This window comes from Alloalcanivorax gelatiniphagus (assembly GCF_005938655.1).
In the GTDB taxonomy this organism is placed as follows: Bacteria; Pseudomonadota; Gammaproteobacteria; order Pseudomonadales; family Alcanivoracaceae; genus Alloalcanivorax; species Alloalcanivorax gelatiniphagus.
In genome coordinates this window covers 1-16,794 of the sequence record NZ_VCQT01000044.1, presented here as the reverse complement: position 1 = coordinate 16,794, position 16,794 = coordinate 1, and the positions used below count along the sequence as shown (strand labels likewise).

13 protein-coding genes are annotated in these 16,794 nt (G+C 64.9%); 6 read left to right on the top strand and 7 right to left on the bottom strand.

Annotated features, from left to right (window positions below; all coding sequences use genetic code 11):
• Window positions 1-22: 22 nt before the first annotated feature.
• Window positions 23-2,110 carry a polyphosphate kinase 1 gene (gene ppk1, locus FGS76_RS14240; protein ID WP_138773318.1) on the bottom strand — a complete coding sequence of 696 codons (2,088 nt, stop codon included), beginning with the start codon at window positions 2,108-2,110 and terminating at the stop codon, window positions 23-25.
• Window positions 2,111-2,294: 184 nt separating this feature from the next.
• Here ppk1 and FGS76_RS14235 point away from each other — a divergent pair, with 184 nt between their 5' ends.
• The gene (locus tag FGS76_RS14235; protein ID WP_138773317.1) at window positions 2,295-4,430 is read left to right on the top strand and encodes a TonB-dependent siderophore receptor; all 2,136 of its coding nucleotides are present in this window, start codon (window positions 2,295-2,297) and stop codon (window positions 4,428-4,430) included.
• 23 nt (window positions 4,431-4,453) lie between these two features.
• Here the strand turns inward: FGS76_RS14235 and FGS76_RS14230 are convergent, their stop codons facing one another.
• From FGS76_RS14230 to hemB, 4 genes are all read right to left on the bottom strand, one after another.
• A complete protein-coding gene (locus FGS76_RS14230) occupies window positions 4,454-5,710 on the bottom strand; it encodes a DcaP family trimeric outer membrane transporter (RefSeq protein WP_138773316.1) in 1,257 nt (418 codons plus the stop codon).
• Window positions 5,700-7,208, bottom strand: coding sequence for an arginine/agmatine antiporter (gene adiC, locus FGS76_RS14225; RefSeq protein WP_138773315.1), 1,509 nt, complete (start codon window positions 7,206-7,208; stop codon window positions 5,700-5,702). The genes FGS76_RS14230 and adiC overlap by 11 nt, the downstream gene beginning before the upstream one ends.
• A gap of 14 nt (window positions 7,209-7,222) precedes the next feature.
• Complete coding sequence (locus FGS76_RS14220) at window positions 7,223-9,523, bottom strand: Orn/Lys/Arg family decarboxylase (RefSeq protein WP_138773314.1); 2,301 nt, start codon at window positions 9,521-9,523, stop codon at window positions 7,223-7,225.
• A gap of 185 nt (window positions 9,524-9,708) precedes the next feature.
• Window positions 9,709-10,719 carry a porphobilinogen synthase gene (hemB, locus tag FGS76_RS14215; protein ID WP_138773313.1) on the bottom strand — a complete coding sequence of 337 codons (1,011 nt, stop codon included), beginning with the start codon at window positions 10,717-10,719 and terminating at the stop codon, window positions 9,709-9,711.
• Window positions 10,720-10,981: 262 nt separating this feature from the next.
• Between hemB and FGS76_RS14210 the strand changes: the two genes are divergently transcribed.
• The 3 genes from FGS76_RS14210 to FGS76_RS14200 are packed head-to-tail and all read left to right on the top strand — an operon-like array spanning window position 10,982 to window position 12,378.
• Window positions 10,982-11,230 (top strand): transcriptional regulator, encoded by a 249-nt coding sequence (locus FGS76_RS14210; RefSeq protein ID WP_138773312.1) that lies wholly within the window; start codon window positions 10,982-10,984, stop codon window positions 11,228-11,230.
• Window positions 11,231-11,233: 3 nt separating this feature from the next.
• Window positions 11,234-11,737 carry a transcription elongation factor GreB gene (gene greB / locus FGS76_RS14205; protein WP_138773311.1) on the top strand — a complete coding sequence of 168 codons (504 nt, stop codon included), beginning with the start codon at window positions 11,234-11,236 and terminating at the stop codon, window positions 11,735-11,737.
• Window positions 11,734-12,378, top strand: coding sequence for a DUF502 domain-containing protein (locus tag FGS76_RS14200; protein ID WP_138773310.1), 645 nt, complete (start codon window positions 11,734-11,736; stop codon window positions 12,376-12,378). The genes greB and FGS76_RS14200 overlap by 4 nt, the downstream gene beginning before the upstream one ends.
• A gap of 69 nt (window positions 12,379-12,447) precedes the next feature.
• Here the strand turns inward: FGS76_RS14200 and FGS76_RS14195 are convergent, their stop codons facing one another.
• Window positions 12,448-14,349, bottom strand: coding sequence for an ATP-binding cassette domain-containing protein (locus FGS76_RS14195; protein ID WP_138773309.1), 1,902 nt, complete (start codon window positions 14,347-14,349; stop codon window positions 12,448-12,450).
• Window positions 14,350-14,419: 70 nt separating this feature from the next.
• Between FGS76_RS14195 and FGS76_RS14190 the strand changes: the two genes are divergently transcribed.
• Window positions 14,420-14,899 (top strand): TIGR02444 family protein, encoded by a 480-nt coding sequence (locus tag FGS76_RS14190; protein WP_138773308.1) that lies wholly within the window; start codon window positions 14,420-14,422, stop codon window positions 14,897-14,899.
• On the opposite strand, the gene FGS76_RS14185 is transcribed toward FGS76_RS14190, so the two are convergent.
• Window positions 14,871-15,620 (bottom strand): ParA family protein, encoded by a 750-nt coding sequence (locus tag FGS76_RS14185; protein ID WP_138773307.1) that lies wholly within the window; start codon window positions 15,618-15,620, stop codon window positions 14,871-14,873. The genes FGS76_RS14190 and FGS76_RS14185 overlap by 29 nt on opposite strands.
• A 297-nt stretch (window positions 15,621-15,917) precedes the next feature.
• Here FGS76_RS14185 and FGS76_RS14180 point away from each other — a divergent pair, with 297 nt between their 5' ends.
• Window positions 15,918-16,676 (top strand): BamJ family beta-barrel-assembly machinery protein, encoded by a 759-nt coding sequence (locus FGS76_RS14180; RefSeq protein ID WP_138773306.1) that lies wholly within the window; start codon window positions 15,918-15,920, stop codon window positions 16,674-16,676.
• Window positions 16,677-16,794: the final 118 nt, after the last annotated feature.

The following is a 16,794-nucleotide window of genomic DNA, read 5'->3' as shown; positions in this document are numbered from 1 at the left end:
GACCTTTGCAGGAGCGGCCGGGTCAGCCGCCGGTCAATTCTTCCAGCAGGACCTGCTGGGCCAGGAACGGCGTCTCGTCCTCCGCCGGCTGCAGCCGCGTGTAGGTGCCGTCCGGGTTCAACCGCCAGGCCTGGGCGTTATCGCGCAGATAATAATCCAGCCCCTCGCGGAGGATGCGCTGCTTGAGCAGCGGGTCGTTCACCGGGAAGCAGGTCTCCACCCGGTTGAACAGATTGCGGTCCATCCAGTCGGCGCTGGAGCAGTACAGCAGGTCCTCGCCGGCGTGATGGAAATGGTAGATGCGGGTGTGTTCCAGGAAACGGCCGATGATGGAGCGCACCCGGATGTTCTCCGACAGGCCCGGGATACCCGGGCGCAGGCAGCAGATGCCGCGCACTATCAGGTCGATCTGCACGCCCGCCTGGCTGGCCCGGTAGAGGGCCTGCATGATGCGCTCCTCGGTGAGCGAATTGAACTTGGCGATAATGCGCGCCGGCTTGCCGGCCTGGGCCTGCTCGGTTTCGAAATCGATCCAGTGGATCAGGCTCGGGTGCAGGGTGAACGGCGAGTGCTTCAGATGCTTGAGCCGGGCCGCCTTGCCCATGCCGGTCAGCTCCTGGAAGATTTTGTGCACGTCCTGGCACAGGCTCTTCTCCGCCGTCATCAGGCCGTAGTCTGTATAAATCCGGGTGGTCTTGGTGTGGTAATTGCCGGTGCCCAGGTGGGCGTACCGTTTGATGCCGTCGCCGTCCCGGCGCACCACCAGCAGCATCTTGGCGTGGGTTTTGTAGCCCACCACGCCGTACACCACCATGGCGCCGGCTTCCTGCAGGCGGCGCGCGCCTTCGATATTGGATTCTTCATCGAAACGGGCGCGCAGCTCCACCACCGCGGTCACTTCCTTGCCGTTGCGGGCGGCGGTTTCCAGATGATCGAGAATCTCGGAATTGATGCCGGTGCGGTACAGGGTTTGCTTGATGGCCAGCACCTTGGGGTCGCGGGCCGCCTCGGCGAGCAGATTGACCACCGGCGCGAAACTCTCGAACGGGTGGTGCAGCAGAATGTCGCCCTGGTCGATGGCGTCGAACACGCTGTCGTGTTTCTTCACGGCCGCCGGAATGCGCGGCGTGAAGGGCGCATAGTGCAGCCGGGGCCGGTTGACGCTGGTGAACATGCGCGCCAGGTTCACCGGGCCGTTCACCTCGTAGGCGTCCTGGGGGGTGAGCTCGAACTGTTCGAGCAGGTAGTCCACCAGATGGCGCGGGCAGTTGTCCGCCACTTCCAACCGTACCTCGTCGCCGTAGCGCCGTGACAGCAGCTCGCCCTTGAGCGCGCTGGCCAGATCCTCGGCGTCCTCGTCCACTTCCAGATCCGCGTTGCGGGTGACCCGGAACTGATAGCAGCCAGTGGCGCTCATGCCCGGGAACAGATCGCTCACATGGGCGTGGATCATGGACGACAGGAAGATGAAGTTGTCGTTGCCGTTCTCGCAGATGTGCTCCGGCAGCCGGATCAGGCGCGGCAGGGAGCGCGGCGCCGGCACGATGGCCAGGCCGGTGGAGCGGCCGAAGGCGTCCTTGCCGTCCAGCGGCACGATGAAATTCAGGCTCTTGTTCACCAGGCGCGGGAAGGGGTGGGCCGGGTCCAGCGCGATCGGCGTCAGCACCGGATAGACCTGCTCCCGGAAATACTTCTTCACCCACTCCGCCTGGCGCCGGGTCCAGTGCTCGCGGCGCAGGAAGTGCACCCCTTCCTCGGCCAGGGCCGGCAGCAGGATGTCCTGCAGGATGTGGTACTGGCGCTGCACCGCTTCATGGGTGATGCGGGCGATCTGGTCGAGAATCTCCTGGGCCAGCATGCCGTCCGGGCCGGGCTGCCCGGTGCCGGTTTCCAGCCGGTTCTTGAGCCCGGCCACCCGGATCTCGAAGAACTCGTCCATGTTGGACGAGAAAATCAGCAGGAAATTGAGCCGCTCCATCAACGGATGGTGCTCGTCCATGGCCTGTTCCAGCACCCGCAGGTTGAACTGCAGCAGGCTTAGCTCGCGGTTGATGTAGTAGTCGTGGTTGTCCAAGTCGATGGCGTGATGGTGGTTGGCGATGTCATTCATGGCGTGCTCCCGGCCCGGACGCGAAAGAGCCCCTATTCCATGACATTACTGTGACAGAGCAATGACAGGGTGCCGCCGGATTCAGATTACCGCAGTGGAAAGCCGCCGGGGAGGGGTTTCATGCTCGAGGACGATACGTATAATGCGAACCATTCGTATTTGCTGTAATGTCCGGAGTCATCCCATGCCCTTTTTCCCCAGCGACGGTCACCGCCGTGGTTCCGCCCGCCTGCCTCTGATTGTTCTCGCGGCCCTCGGTTGGACGCCGGAGCTGATCGCCCAGGAGGCCACCTCTACCCAGAAGACCTCCAGGCTGGCGCCGGTGGAAGTTTCCGACCAGGCACCGGCGCAAGAGCCCGCTTACATCCAGGCGGACAAGCCGGCCGCCACCGGCAAACTGGACGTGCCTGTGGCCCGTCAGCCGTTCGCCATCGAGGTGGTGGGCGAGTCCCTGATGCGGGATACCGGCGCCAAGAACATCCAGGACGCGCTGCTCTATTCCCCGGGTGTTTACAGTGGTGGTTTCGGCTTCGACACCCGGGTCGATTCCGCCAAGGTGCGCGGGCTGGACCCTTCGTTCTATGTGGACGGGCTGCGCTACCTGTACGGTTCCTACAATTCCGTTCGCCCCAATATCTACGCGCTGGAAAGCATCGAGGTTCTGAAGGGGCCGTCATCGGTGCTGTATGGCCAGGCGGAGCTGGGCGGCATCATCAATGGGGTGTCCAAGCTGCCCAAGCCCACCCGCCAGGGCGAGCTGTGGGCCCAGGTGGGCTCCTATGACCGCAAGCAGGTGGCGGCGGACATCACCGGGCCGCTGTCCGAGGACGGCAAGCTGCTGTACCGGCTGGTGGCCTTGAAGCGCGACAGCGGGACCCAGGTGGATCATGTGGACGACGACGGTTTTCTGTTCGCGCCCTCGATCACCTGGCTGCCCACCGACGACACCACCATCAGCCTGTTGATGAACAGCCAGGAGGATACCGGGGCCATTTCCGCGCAATTCCTGCCGGCCCAGGGCACGCTGCTGCCCGGCCCGCTGGGTGATATTGGCTCGGAGACGTTCGTCGGCGAACCGGACTGGGACCGTTATGATCGCCGCCGCAATGAGGTGACGCTGTTCGTGGATCACCGCCTGGACCAGCAATGGGGCCTGGTGTTTACCGGCCGCTATTCGAAGAGTGAGGCCGAGACCCGCGAACACTGGGCGGCGACCGGCGAGGCCCCGGCGGCGGACGGCACCATCAACCGGGTGATCTACATGGATGACAAGGGCACCGAGGTGAAGAACTTCGACCTGCGTCTTAAGGGTAACCTGCTGATGGGCCCCACCCGCCATCACCTGGCCATCGGCGTGGACCGTCAGGATGCGCTCTGGAAACAGGACAATACCTTCCGGGGCGCCGGCACCCCGATCAATGTCTATGACCCGGTCTACGGCAACGTCAACTACGGGGTCCTGGACCCGGAAGACAAGGACGATAATGAGCTCAAGCAGACCGGCGTCTACCTGATCGACCATGTGGAAATCGGCCGTGTGGCGGTGTCCGGGGCGGTGCGTTACGACGACACCACCAGCACCACCCTGGGGGTCAATGGCGTGGACACGGATAAGGACGATCACGCCACCACCGGCCGGCTCGGCCTGATGTACAACTTTGATTTCGGCCTTTCCCCTTACATCAGCTACTCCGAGTCCTTCAAGCCCAACCTGGGCGTGTCCAATGGCCGCACCCTGGACCCGACCACCGGCGAACAGCGCGAGGCGGGCATCAAATACCTGTCCGAGCCATTGGCGCTGTCGGTCACCGCCGCCTGGTTCGATATCGAGGAGACCAACCGCATTATCCCCGGTCAGGACGCCCAGCAACTGGACCAGACCGGCGCCACCGTGGACGGCTGGGAAATCGGCGTGAAGAAGCAATTCGGCAACCTGAGCCTGCTCGCCAATTACACCAAGCTTGACGCCAAGAAGGACAGCACCGGCGAGCGGCTGCCCTATGTGGCCGAGGAAGTGGCCTCCGGTTGGGGTAAGTACGAAATGGAAAACGGGCTGCGGTTCGGCGCCGGCGTGCGCTACCTGGGCTCCACGGTGGGCAATGACTACGGCAAAGGGGCGGACCCGAAGGTGCCCTCCGTGACCTTGTACGACGCCATGATCGGCTACTCCACCGGTCCTTGGGATTTCTCCATCACCGGCAAGAACCTGGCCGACAAGGAATACGTGTCCTGGTGCCGGGGCCAGAATGGCAACGTGATCTACGATTGCGGCTATGGCGAGCGCCGGGTGATCCTCGGCGACCTGCGTTACCGCTTCTAGGCCGCGTTTATTTCAAGAAAACACTATTTCAGGAACACATAGGTGAGACTGGCCTGCACCCGGGTGGCATAGCCGGTTTCACCTTGCTGATCCTGGTTACGCCCGCGCAGCACCTCAATGCCGGTGGTCAGGCGGTCGTTGTAGTCCCACACCAGATTGGCGGAGCCATAACGGCTGGCGCGGAATTCATCGCCGGCCAGCAGGGCGTTGCGTTCCAGGCGCAGGCTGCCCGCCACCCAGGTGGAGCGCAGCCGGTCCGACCAGGGATGGGTGACGCCCAGGTAGCCGCCGCTGGCGCGCAGCGGCTCCACATCGCCGTCGCCATCCACCACCGCGTCGTAACCGCTGTCGCTGACGTCGCTCAGGTAATGGGCGAAGCCTTCGCCGGTATAGCCGCCGAAGGACAGCGTCTGGCCGGCCAGTGCCACGGTGCCGGTGAGGCCGGCGGCGGCCACCAGCCGGCTGTCCGAACCGTCGCTCAGGCGGCGGCCCACCAGGGACAGCTTCAGGTGGCCCCGGTCGTTCTCGTTCTTGTAGGCCACCACCAGGTCCGGGGCACTGTTTTCGCCGTTGCCGCCGTAGAGTTCCGTGTCCGGGTCTTCCAGGGAGAACAGCAGGGCGTTGTGCTCGCCCAGGGGCTGGCGGTACAGCACGCCGGCCTGCAGCCGGTAGGCGCTGGCGCCGGGGCCCTCGTTGTCCAGGGTGTCCGGGAAGGCATCGATGTCCATGAAGTTGCTGAAGCCGTAGCCGGCGTAGAGCCGGCTTACCTGAAAATAGGCGTGGCGCAGCTGCAGCTCATAGCCGTCGCTGCTGCCGAACCAGTCCACTTCCAGGGCGCCCCGGGAGTCGCTGTCGTGGTCGAGGATTTCCACGCCGATGCGGCTTTGTTTGGCATGGAAACCGAAGTGGTCGTCGCCGCCACCGCCCCGGGTGGGAATGCTGGCGGTGACGAATTGGTCCCGGTTGCCGACGCCGTGGAAGTCGTAAATGCCGTCGAGTTTGATAAAGCCGTGGGCTTTGACTTCCACGCCGTCATTGCCGCCGGAGGTGGGCGGCCAGGCGGCGGACCCGGACCCGAGCCGGGAGATGGTGTCGGGCCGGCCCGCCGGGCTCAGACTGCTCTCCAGTTCACGATCATTGATTTGTTGCTTGAGCGCCTGGACCTGCTGTTCCAGGCGCTCCAGGCGTTGGTTCAGATCGCTGTCGTCGGCCCGGGCCAGCGGCGCGGCGGCGAACCCGGCGAAGGCGATCAGCACGCCCAGGCGAAGGCTATTGTTCATGGCTGGTTTCCTGCGGCGGGCTATCGATGGCGGGTTGCTGTGACTCGATCACCGCTTCCCGACCCCTGATTTGCAGGTTGTCGTGGCGGCCCACGGACAGCCAGAACATCAGCGCCAGCGCCACCAGCGTGACGGTGAGGGTGAGATAACGGACCCAGTGAGGTGAAACGCCGCCGGGGGTTTTGCGTGCCTCCTCGATGTCGTGCTGGCGGTTCAGTGCCAGGGCGTAGAACACCATGGTGGAGATCACGAAAATCAGCGACCAGCGGGTCTGTTCACCATCGGAACCGATCAACGCCAGCAGGCTGTAGGCCGCCGCGAACAGAATGATGATGGTGTACACGGTGTACTGCCGGTGGGGCATTTTCTTGTAGCCGAGTACTTTCAGGGCGATGGCCGAGTAGATGTAGGGCAGCAGGGTCATGATCACCGCCACCGAGGCGATCTTGCCGAATTGCTCGCTGGCGGTGGGGGACATGGTGGCCAGCACCTGCACGCTCATCAGCGCGGCCACCAGCACCAGCCCGGCGGAGGGCACGCCCTTGGCGTTGGTGCGCGCGAACAGATTGCCGAACAGCCCGTCGTCGGCGGCCGCTTTCGCCGATTGCCCGACCAGCAGTGTCCAGCCGGCCAGCGAGCCCAGGCAGCCCAGCGCGGCGCACACCGCCACGATGTTGGCGGCGGTGTCACCGAAGGCGATGCGCGCCGCATCGGCGAACGGTGCCGAGGAGCTGACCAGCTCATGGTTGGGGATCATGCCCATGATCACCGAGGAACTGAGGATATAGGCCACCGACGCCAAAATGACGCCGCCCACCGTGGCGATGGGAATGTTGCGGCGCGGATTCTTCACCACCGCCGCTGACACCGAGGCGCTTTCCACGCCAATAAAGGCCCACAGCGTAAAGGTGAGCGTTGACATGATGGCGCTGCCGGAGCTTTTTCCGGAGACGTTCCAGCCGGAAGTGAAGGTGTGGCCGTCGAACCAGAACCAGCCCAGCAGCGCCGTGGCCAGAATCGGGAACAACGCCAGCATGGTGGTCATCGACTGCACCCGGCCGACCATTTTCGGGCCGAGAATATTGAAGTAGGTGAACAGCCAGATCACCGCGATCTGCGCGATGGCGAAGATCAGCGGATTATGCAGGGCAGGGAAAAAACCGGACAGATAACCCAGGCCGGCGGTGGCCAGGGCCACGTTGCCGACCACGTTGGCCAGCCAGTAGATCAGGTTGGTCTGGTACCCCATGTAGTTGCCGAACGCCTTGCGGGCATAGGCATAGGGCCCGCCCGCGGCGGGGTCCAGAATCGCCAGTTTGGAGAACACCAGCGCCAGGGCCACGGCGCCGCTCAGGGTGATCAGCCAGCCCACCACGGCGATGCTGCCGACGCTGGCCAGGTTGGCGGGCAGCATGAAGATGCCGGAGCCCATCATATTGCCGGCCACCATCAGGGTGACCGGCAGCAAACCGATCTTGTTGTCTTCGGCTACGCTCATGGCCGCTCCCCCGCTCAGTGGTTTTTGAGGCAATAAAGGTGGTAGGTGCCGTCGATCACCTCGACGCCATGGTTGTCGTGCTCAAAGCCGGGGAAGCGGCGGTCGAACTCTTGCAGCGCGTTCAGGTAGCCGAGCACCGGGCCGTCCGCCGGGCCGGCGTTCTCGCCGGGCATCAGCAGGGGAATCCCCGGTGGATAGGGCACCACGCCGGTGGCCAGGGTGCGGCCGGCCAGGGCGGAAAGCGGCAATTGCTCCACCTGGCCCTGCACCAGTTTTTCGTAGGCCTGTACCGGTGACAGATCCGGGGTGGGCAGCACCGAAAAGCTCTCGCTCATCAGCGCGGTGGTGCGCAGCGCGGCCATGGCGTCGAACATGGACCAGGCCAGGCTGCGCAGCCCCTGATCCGGATTCAGACCATGGCGGGCAGCGAACCCGGGCATGCAACGATGCAGCGGCGTGTCGGCGTCGAAGTCCCGTTTGAAGGCCATCAGGGCGTTGATCAGCGTGCCCCACTTGCCCTTGGTGATGCCGATGGAAAACAGGAACAGGATGGTGAAGTCGGTGGTTTTCTCCACCACGATACCGCGCTCATCCAGATAGGCGCTGACCACCGCGGCGGGAATGCCGGAGGTTTTCAGCTTGCCGTCGAAGCCCATGCCCGGGGTGGTAATGGACACCTTCACCGGGTCGAGCATGCAGTAATCCGCCTCCAGATCCTTGAAGCCGTGCCAGCGTTCGCCGGGCTTCAGGGTCCAGCATTCCGGGCTGCCGGCGAGCAGCTCCAGCGGCGCTTCATGGAACGGGTAGCGCTCCTTGCTCATCGGGTCGGTGGCGGTTTCCGGCTGCCAGACGCCGAAGAACCACTCGCCTTTCTCGTCGTACTCCGTGTTCAGGCGCGCCATCACCTGGCGGAACGCCACCGCTTCGCGGATCGCGTCACCGGTGAGCCGTTCGCCGCCGGGGCCGTCCATCATGCCGGCGCTGACGTCGTTGGAGGCGATGATGCTGTACAGCGGCGAGGTGGACGCGTGCATCATGAAGGCTTCGTTGAACAGGCTGTGTTCAATCGGCCGCCGCCCGTCGCGGACATGGATCATGGAAGCCTGGGACAGGGCCGCCAGCAGCTTGTGGGTGGACTGGGTGGCGAACAGGGTGGGTTTGTCGTGGCGATCCTCGCCGGGCTCGCCGTGCATGGCAAAGCGTTCCCGGTAGATCGGGTTGAAGCGGGCATAGCCGTACCAGGCTTCGTCGAAATGCAGACGGTCCACGCTTTCGCCGAGCAGCTCTTCCACCCGGGACACCTTGTAGCAGAGGCCGTCGTAGGTGGAGTTGGTGATCACCGCGTGCACCGGATTGCTGTCCGCCAGCCCCTGACACAACGGGCTGGCGGCGATGGATTGGCGGATCGCCTCGGCGGTGAGCCGTTGCGGCGGGATCGGGCCGATCAGCCCGTAATGGTTGCGGCTCGGCACCAGATAGGAGGGCACCGCGCCGGACAGGGTCATCGCGTGTTCCACGGATTTGTGGCAGTTGCGGTCGCACAGCACCACCTGATCGCGGGTCGCCGACGCCATCAGAATCACCCGGTTGGAGGTGGAGGAGCCGTTGGTCACGTAGTAGGTCCGGTCGGCGCCGAACACCCGGGCGGCATAGCGTTCGCCGGCGCCGATGGGGCCGCTGTGATCGAGCAGGGAGCCCATCTCGCCCACCGAGATGGAAAGGTCCGAGCGCAGCATGTTTTCGCCGTAGAACTCGAAGAAGGCGCGCCCCACCGGCGCTTTCAGAAAGGCGGTGCCGCCGTGGTGGCCCGGGGTGTGCCAGGAGTACTCGTGGACCCGGGAGAAGCGTACCAGGGCGCCGAACATGGGCGGCAGCACGTTCTGTCGATAGCGTTCGATGGCCGCCAGGATGCGGCCGCCGATAAAGGACGGGGTGTCTTCCAGCAGCCAGATATAATCGCTGGCCATTTCCATGGCGCGCATGGGAATGGTCTTGGCCGTTTCCCGGCTGGCGAGCAGGAAGGCGGGCACCTCGGCGCTGCGTTCGCGCAGGCTCGACAATACCTCCAGGGCGCCATGTTGGGTAAGGGCGCCGGGCAGGCTCCAACTGGTGAGTACGCATTGAATGGCCGGTTCCGCCGAGAGCATGGCCACCGCGTCCTCGCTGGTGAGGGCGGTGACCACGGTCATGTCGCGGCGTTCCAGATCCTGGATCAGGGCGGCGATGGCGTGGCCGGCGGCGGTATCGGCGCGGCTATCCTGGCTGGCGATCAGTACCAGAATGCCGAGGGGTTGGCGTTCGAGAGCGGAGGGCATCGGCGGGCTCCTTGCGAGCGGCTGTCCATGGTCGGTGATGCCCCGAGGGGTCGGGGTTGGGGGGATTTTACAGGTGGGTCAATAAAGTTGCCTTGATGTGGGTCAGCAAAATCCGCCGACCGCACCCGGGCCGGCCGGGCCCGGGGCGAATAGCAGGGAAGGATGAGAACGGGAAAAGCGGAGGGTCAGTCGCGGTGGTTGAGCTTCAGCGCGGCGGCCTTGGCGAAGTAGGTGAGAATGCCGTCGGCGCCGGCACGCTTGAACGCCAGCAGGGATTCCATCATCACCTTGTCCTGGTCCAGCCAGCCGTTCTGGAAGGCGGCCATGTGCATGGCGTACTCGCCGCTCACCTGGTAGGCGTACACCGGCACCCGGAACTCGTCCTTCACCCGGCGCACCACGTCCAGGTAGGGCATGCCCGGTTTCACCATCACCACGTCGGCGCCCTCGGCCAGGTCCAGGCCGATCTCGTGCAACGCCTCGTCGGAGTTGCCCGGGTCCATCTGGTAGGTGGTCTTGTCCGCCTTGCCCAGGTTGCCGGCGGAGCCCACCGCGTCACGGAACGGGCCGTAATAGGCGGAGGCGTATTTGGCGGAGTAGGCCATGATGCGGGTGAGGATGTGGCCCTGTTCTTCCAGTGCCAGGCGGATGGCGCCGATGCGGCCGTCCATCATGTCCGAGGGCGCCACCATGTCGGCGCCGGCGTCGGCGTGGGACAGGGCCTGTTTGACCAGGGCTTCCACGGTGGCTTCGTTGATCACGTAGCCGTTGTCATCGAGGATGCCGTCCTGGCCATGGGTGGTGAACGGGTCCAGGGCCACGTCGGTGATCACACCCATCCCCGGTACCGCCGCCTTGATCGCGCGGGTGGCGCGCTGGGCCAGGCCTTCCGGGTTCCAGGCTTCGGCGGCGTCCAGGCTTTTCACCTCCGGCGGGGTCACCGGGAACAGCGCCATGGCGGGCACGCCCAGCTCGGCCAATTGCCGTGCCTCTTCCACCAGCAGGTCGATGCTCATGCGCTCCACCCCAGGCATGGACGGCACCGCCTCGGTGCGCTGCTCGCCGTCGAGCACGAATACCGGATAGATCAGATCGTCCACGGTGAGGGTGTTTTCCCGCATCAGGCGGCGGGAGAAGTCGTCCTTGCGCATGCGGCGCATACGCGTGGCCGGCCAGGGGGCGCGGTGGTAAGACATGGATCGAACCTCTCGGTAGGAAGGCATTGAAAATCGGGAAACGAAGTTTACCAAACTCGCCCCGGTGAGGAAAAAGAGATCGGGCCGGTAGTACATTGGCGGTATTCCGCCGAAGCGCTACGTTCAAGGCGACTATAATGGAGGTATCATGCGCAAATGGACAATAAATGTATGATCCTGCCCTCCCTGGGCATGGACTCGGACCTGGTGGAGAGACTGCGACCGGGGACGAACAACCTGGCCGGGCAATTGGACCGTTTGCATGGATAGGCGTTACGCCGAGCTGAGTCCGGCGGAGCAGGTGGAGCGGCGTCGTGAAGTGCTGAGTCATATCCACGATCATCCGGAGCTGCCCATCCATCGGGTCGTATCACTGCTGCGCGGCGGATTGCGCTTCACCTTGAGCGAATACAGCCGGCTTACCGGCGTGTCCGCGCGGGTACTATCCACCCGGAGCTCGGCCACCCGGAGCTCGGCCACCCGGGGCCCGGAGGAACGAACCGGAGAATAGCGCATGGGTCGTTGGCGACCGAAAGGCAAACCCGCTTCCAAGTACATTACCCCGGAGGGCTACCGGCGCCTCAATGAGGAGCTGCAGCGCCTTTGGAAGGAAGAGCGGCCGCCGATTACCAAATCGGTGCAGGAGGCCGCCGCCCAGGGCGACCGGTCCGAGAACGCGGAGTATATTTACGGCAAGAAGCAGCTTCGCGAGATCGACCGCCGCATCCGTTTTCTCAGTAAGCGGCTGGATGGCATGACGGTGGTGGACCGGCCGCCGGAGAATCCGGAGAAGGTGTTCTTCGGCGCCTGGGTGGAGTTGGAGGATGATGACGGCAAGCTGGAAACCTACCGGCTGGTGGGGCCGGACGAAGCCGAGGGCAGCGCCGGGCTGATCAGCATCGACGCGCCCCTGGCCCGGGCCCTGCTGGGCAAACGGGTGGACGACGAGGCGTGGGTACGAACCCCCGCCGGCGAGCGCTGTCTGTACATCAATCGCATCTGGTATGGACGCCCATGAGCAATAACCGAGTTTGGTTTTTTATTCGAAAATCCCTGTTGGGCGGGCTGCTGATCCTGCTGCCCATTTCCATTATCGCGTTCTTCTTCAAGTGGATTTACGACGCGGTGACCAGCCTGATCGCACCGTTCACCGGGCTGGTGGTGCGTGCCTTCGGGCTGCCCAAGTTCGCCGCCGACTGGGTGGTGGTGGCGGTGCTGGTGGTGTTCTGCTTCCTGGTCGGCACCCTGGTGGCCACCAAGCTGGGCGGCTGGATCTGGCAGCGGCTGGAAGAGCGGGGCATGGCCCGGGTGCCGGGGTATCGCACCGTCAAGGAAGTGATCACCCAGCTGTTCGGCGGCAGCCAGGACAGCCTGATGCGCGGCGAGGTGGCGCGGGTGTGGTTGTACGGGCGGCAGGTGTCGGTGACGGTGCTGGGCTTGATCACCTCCCGGCACGAGGACGGGGTGCTGTCGGTGTTCGTGCCCACCGGGCCCAACCCCACTTCGGGTTTCATTTACCACGTGGACGAGAACCTGGTGGAGCGGCGCCCGGATATCGGCGTGGAGCAGATGATGAAGACCGTGGTGGCCTGTGGTGCTGGCAGTGCGGCGTTGTTGAAGCATGGGGAGGCGGCGGAGGTGGGGGCTGATCGCGACTGAAGTCGCTCCTACAACGAGGCTCCCCGCTGTAGGAGCGACTTCAGTCGCGATCCCCCGCGATCCTGGGAATCAGACTTCAGCCTCCGCCGCCTCCAGCCTCTCCATGGCGTCCAACAGCGCCATCTCCAACTCTTCGTGCTGGCTCTTCAGTTCCCCCTGGCGGGCCAGCAGGCTTTGCAGCTCGTCCTTGCGGCCGGCGTCGGTGTAGAGGGTTTCGTCGCCCAGGGCGGTTTCCACTTCGGTGAGGGCCGCGCTTTCCCGGTCCAGGGCCTTCTCCAGCTTTTCCACTTCCTTCTTCAGCGGGCGCAACTGCTCGCGGCGCTTGGCCGCGTCCTGGCGGCGCTGGCGGGCGTCGTCGCGGCCGCCGGCGGGCTCCGTGCGGGCCGCCGCGTTGGCGTCCCGGCGGGACTGCTGCAGCCAGCGGGCGTAGTCATCCAGGTCGCCGTCGAAGGCACGCACGGTGCCCTCCGCCACCAGCTGGAATTCGTCCACGGTGGTTTCCAGCAGATGACGGTCGTGGGACACCAGCACCACGGCGCCCTCGAATTCCTGCAGGGCCAGGGTCAGCGCCTCGCGCATCTCCAGGTCCAGGTGGTTGGCCGGTTCGTCGAGCAGCAGCAGGGCCGGCTTCTGGTGAACGATCAGGGCCAGCGCCAGCCGCGCTTTCTCGCCACCGGAAAAGCGGCCCACCGGATCGAACACCGCGTCGCCATGGAAACCGAAGGAGCCCAGCTCATTGCGCACCTTCTGCTCGGTCCATTTGGGATGAGCGCGGTGGATCAGCTGATAGGGCGTGTCGTCGGCGGCCAGCCGGTCCACCTGCTGCTGGTGGAAATAGCCCACCGCCAGGTCCGGGTCCCGTTTCAGGTGGCCGTTCAGGGCGGCCAGCTCGCCGACCAGGGTGCGGATCAGGGTGGATTTGCCGGCGCCGTTGGGGCCCAGCAGGCCAATGCGCGACTCCGGCCGCAGGCTCAGGGTCACGTCGGCCAGAATCGGCGCGCCCGGGTAGCCGCAGGTGACCCCGTCCAGGTCGATCATCGGGTTGGGCAGCCGCTCGGGCGTGAGAAAGTGGAAGCTGAACTCGGAATCCACATGGGCGGGGCCGATACGTTCCAGCTTTTCCAGGGCCTTGACCCGGCTCTGCGCCTGCTTGGCCTTGGTGGCCTTGGCCTTGAAGCGGTCGATGAACTTCTGCAGGTGGGCGATCTGCAGCTGTTGTTTCTCATGCATCTTCTGCTGCAGGGAAAGCTGCTCGGCCCGCTGCCGCTCGAAGTCGGAATAGGTGCCGGTGTAGCGCTTCAGGCGGCGGTGCTCGATGTGCAGTATCTCGTTCACGGTGGCGTCCAGAAAGGCGCGGTCGTGGGAGATCAGCATCAGGGCGCCGGGGTGCTGGATCAGCCACTGCTGCAGCCACAGAATGGCGTCCAGATCCAGGTGGTTGGTGGGCTCGTCCAGCAGCATCAGGTCGGCGTCGCTGAGCAGCACCTGGGCCAGATTCAGGCGCATGCGCCAGCCGCCGGAGAAGGCGCTCACCGGTTGCCGCTGCTGGGCCTCGGAAAAGCCCAGCCCGGCCAGCAGGGTGGCGGCGCGGGCCGGTTGTTCCCAGGCGCGCAGGGCATCCAGCTCGGCATGGGCGGCGGCGATGCCGGTGTCGTCGCCGTCCGCCTGGGCCGTGGCCAGGGCGGCTTCGGCGTGGCGCAGGGGGCGGTGGCCGTCGAGCACATAGTCCAGCGCCGGCTGTTCCAGTGCCGGCACTTCCTGGGCCATCATGGCCAGGCGCCAGTCGGCGGGCCGTTGCAGTTGGCCGCCGTCCGCTTCCAGCTCACCGAGAATCAGCCGGAACAGGGAGCTTTTGCCGCTGCCGTTCTTGCCGACCAGGCCCACCCGGGCGCCTTTGTGCAGCACAAAGCCGGCGTCCTCCAGCAACAGGTCGGAGCCACGGCGCAGATTGATGTGTTCCAGGGAGAGCATAATCGGGTTTTACGACGGACAAGACCGGCGCAGTGTAGGCCAAGCGCCGGGTTAACAGAAGGGGACCAGTATGGACAACGACACCACCCTGTGGCGATTCGCGCTGCGCCTGTGGCGGGACAAGCGGGTGGAACGGGTCTGCCTGCGGCTGCAGGACGACCATGGTGTGCCGGTGGCGACCCTGCTGGTGGCCCTGTGGCTGGCCGCCGCCGGCCGCCGGCCGGACCCGGCCCTGGGCCGGCGTCTGAGCGCCCACGCCGAAGGCTTCGAGGAGCGCTACCTGCGGCCGCTGCGGGCGGTGCGCCGGCGGGCCGCCGAGGACGCCGGTGCCGGCGAGCTGAAACGGCAGATTCAGGAAGCGGAACTGGAGGGCGAGCGGCTGCTGCTTGAGCAGCTGGCCGGGATGGCCCGTACCGTGCCCGGCGAGGGCAGCGAGTCGGCGCTGGGCTGGCTGTTGCTGGTGGTGCCGGAGATGGGGCAATGCGAGGGCCTGCAGACCCTGCTGGAGCAGTTGGCGGCGATTAGCGAAAGCCGGGCAGCGAGCGAATAAGGTAGCGCTGTACTTCCAGCCACTCGCCGATCAGGCGCCAGTGGCGCTGGTCGTCCAGGTGCCGCTGGCCGGAGGGGTCGAGCATGCTGCCGCCGTCGGCCATGGATTGCACGTAGTGCTGGGTATCGCGCAGGGTCACCAGGTAGGGGATCTTGAGGCTGGCGAGAAACTGGCGCAGCGCCTCGTACATGCGGGTGCGGGTGCGCGCCCGGTTGGCGATCACCGCCAGCCGGCGAGGGCGCCGTTGGTAGCTGGGCGCCAGCATCACGTTCTGCACGAAGCGGGTGGTGGCGCGGATGTCGATGGGGCTGGGCAGCACCGGAATCAGCACTACCTGGGCCACGCGCAGCAGATGGTCCAGGGTGTGCCGGTCCATGCCCGCCGGTGAATCGATCACCACCACGTCCCGGGCCCGCTGCAGCTGATCCTGCAGGCGGCCCAGCGACACCGGCTCGTCCGCCGGCCAGCCCAGGGCCTCCACCCTGGGGTCCTGGCGCAGCCGCACCCACTGGGTGGCGGATTGCTGCGGGTCCAGGTCCAGTAATGTCACGTCCTGGCTGCTGAGGCTGAAATAGGCGGCCAGGTTGGTGGCCAGTGTGGTCTTGCCACAGCCCCCTTTGCTGTTGGCGATCAGAATTACCAGCCGCCGTGCGTCCTGGCGTGCCACCCGGCGCGCCGATGACGGCGCCAGGGTGGGGTCGCCATTGATGTTATCGGACATAGTCTGCTTCCCCTCCGAAGGCACTATAACCGGTTTGGCTGCTCATAATTAGTACAGACGTTGGGCCCCTGGCCGGCATCGCCACCGATACCGGAAACGTCAAGGCCCGGCATCGGGGGCGATTTCGTCAATCCTGGTTTTGACAGTGGCTCGCGGAAAGGCACAATGAACCCTCTTCGTCCGCCCGCAATCGACGAAGAGGGAACCAATCGGGGGAAAACGCGGTCATGCGTTAACCAGTAGCGTCGACCTGGATTACCGGCGCAGGGAAAATAAACGTAAGCCAATGGAGGCAGAATGAAGAAGATCGCAATCGTGCTGGCCGGCAGTATCCTGCTGGCGGCCTGTGGCGGAGACAACGAAGACAAGAGCAACGATGTCAAACTGGAGAGCGCCGACCAGAAAGCGTCCTATGCCCTTGGCTTCCGCAGCGCCGAACAGATGAGCGCCATGAACAACCTGGATCTGGATGCCATGATCGCCGGTCTTCGTGACGGCTTCGGTGACAATCCGGAATCCCGTCTCGCCGAAGGCGAGGACATGGACCAGCTGATCCGTGACTATCAGACCCGCATGATGGAAGCGCGTCAGAAGAAACAGGAAGAACTGGCCCAGACCAACCTGGAGGAGTCCAAGAAGTTCCTCGAGGAAAACGCCAAGAAAGACGGCGTGAAAACCACCGACAGCGGCCTCCAGTACGAAGTGCTGGAATCCGGTGAGGAAGGCGCCGAATCCCCGACCCTGGACGATACGGTGGAAGTGCACTACAAGGGCTCGCTGGTGGACGGCACCGTGTTCGACAGCTCCATCGAGCGTGACAAGCCGGCGGTATTCGGCCTCAAGCACATCATCCCGGGCTGGCAGGAAGCCCTGCCGATGATGAAAGTCGGCGACAAATGGAAGCTGTACCTGCCGCCGGAACTGGGTTACGGCGAGCAAGGCGCCGGTGGCGATATCGGCCCCAACCAGGTGCTGATCTTCGAAGTTCAGCTGCTGGACGTGAAGAACAAGGGCGACGACAAAGCCGCCAAGGGCGCTGACGCCGACAGCGAGTAAGCACTCGGTTCGTCACGCCCACAAAGAAGGCCACCTCCGGGTGGCTTTTTTTAGGTTCATCGCACTTTGGCGGGAAATCGATGCGAGGGGTCTCTATCCGGGACGCGGATCTGTGTGG

Coding starts and splice junctions, on each gene's coding strand:
- ppk1 (WP_138773318.1), bottom strand. CDS start 2,110: ATGAATGACATCGCCAACCACCATCACGCCATCGACTTGGACAACCAC.
- FGS76_RS14190 (WP_138773308.1), top strand. CDS start 14,420: ATGGACAACGACACCACCCTGTGGCGATTCGCGCTGCGCCTGTGGCGG.
- greB (WP_138773311.1), top strand. CDS start 11,234: ATGGGTCGTTGGCGACCGAAAGGCAAACCCGCTTCCAAGTACATTACC.
- adiC (WP_138773315.1), bottom strand. CDS start 7,208: ATGAGCGTAGCCGAAGACAACAAGATCGGTTTGCTGCCGGTCACCCTG.
- FGS76_RS14195 (WP_138773309.1), bottom strand. CDS start 14,349: ATGCTCTCCCTGGAACACATCAATCTGCGCCGTGGCTCCGACCTGTTG.
- FGS76_RS14230 (WP_138773316.1), bottom strand. CDS start 5,710: ATGAACAATAGCCTTCGCCTGGGCGTGCTGATCGCCTTCGCCGGGTTC.
- hemB (WP_138773313.1), bottom strand. CDS start 10,719: ATGTCTTACCACCGCGCCCCCTGGCCGGCCACGCGTATGCGCCGCATG.
- FGS76_RS14235 (WP_138773317.1), top strand. CDS start 2,295: ATGCCCTTTTTCCCCAGCGACGGTCACCGCCGTGGTTCCGCCCGCCTG.
- FGS76_RS14220 (WP_138773314.1), bottom strand. CDS start 9,523: ATGCCCTCCGCTCTCGAACGCCAACCCCTCGGCATTCTGGTACTGATC.
- FGS76_RS14180 (WP_138773306.1), top strand. CDS start 15,918: ATGAAGAAGATCGCAATCGTGCTGGCCGGCAGTATCCTGCTGGCGGCC.
- FGS76_RS14210 (WP_138773312.1), top strand. CDS start 10,982: ATGGATAGGCGTTACGCCGAGCTGAGTCCGGCGGAGCAGGTGGAGCGG.
- FGS76_RS14200 (WP_138773310.1), top strand. CDS start 11,734: ATGAGCAATAACCGAGTTTGGTTTTTTATTCGAAAATCCCTGTTGGGC.
- FGS76_RS14185 (WP_138773307.1), bottom strand. CDS start 15,620: ATGTCCGATAACATCAATGGCGACCCCACCCTGGCGCCGTCATCGGCG.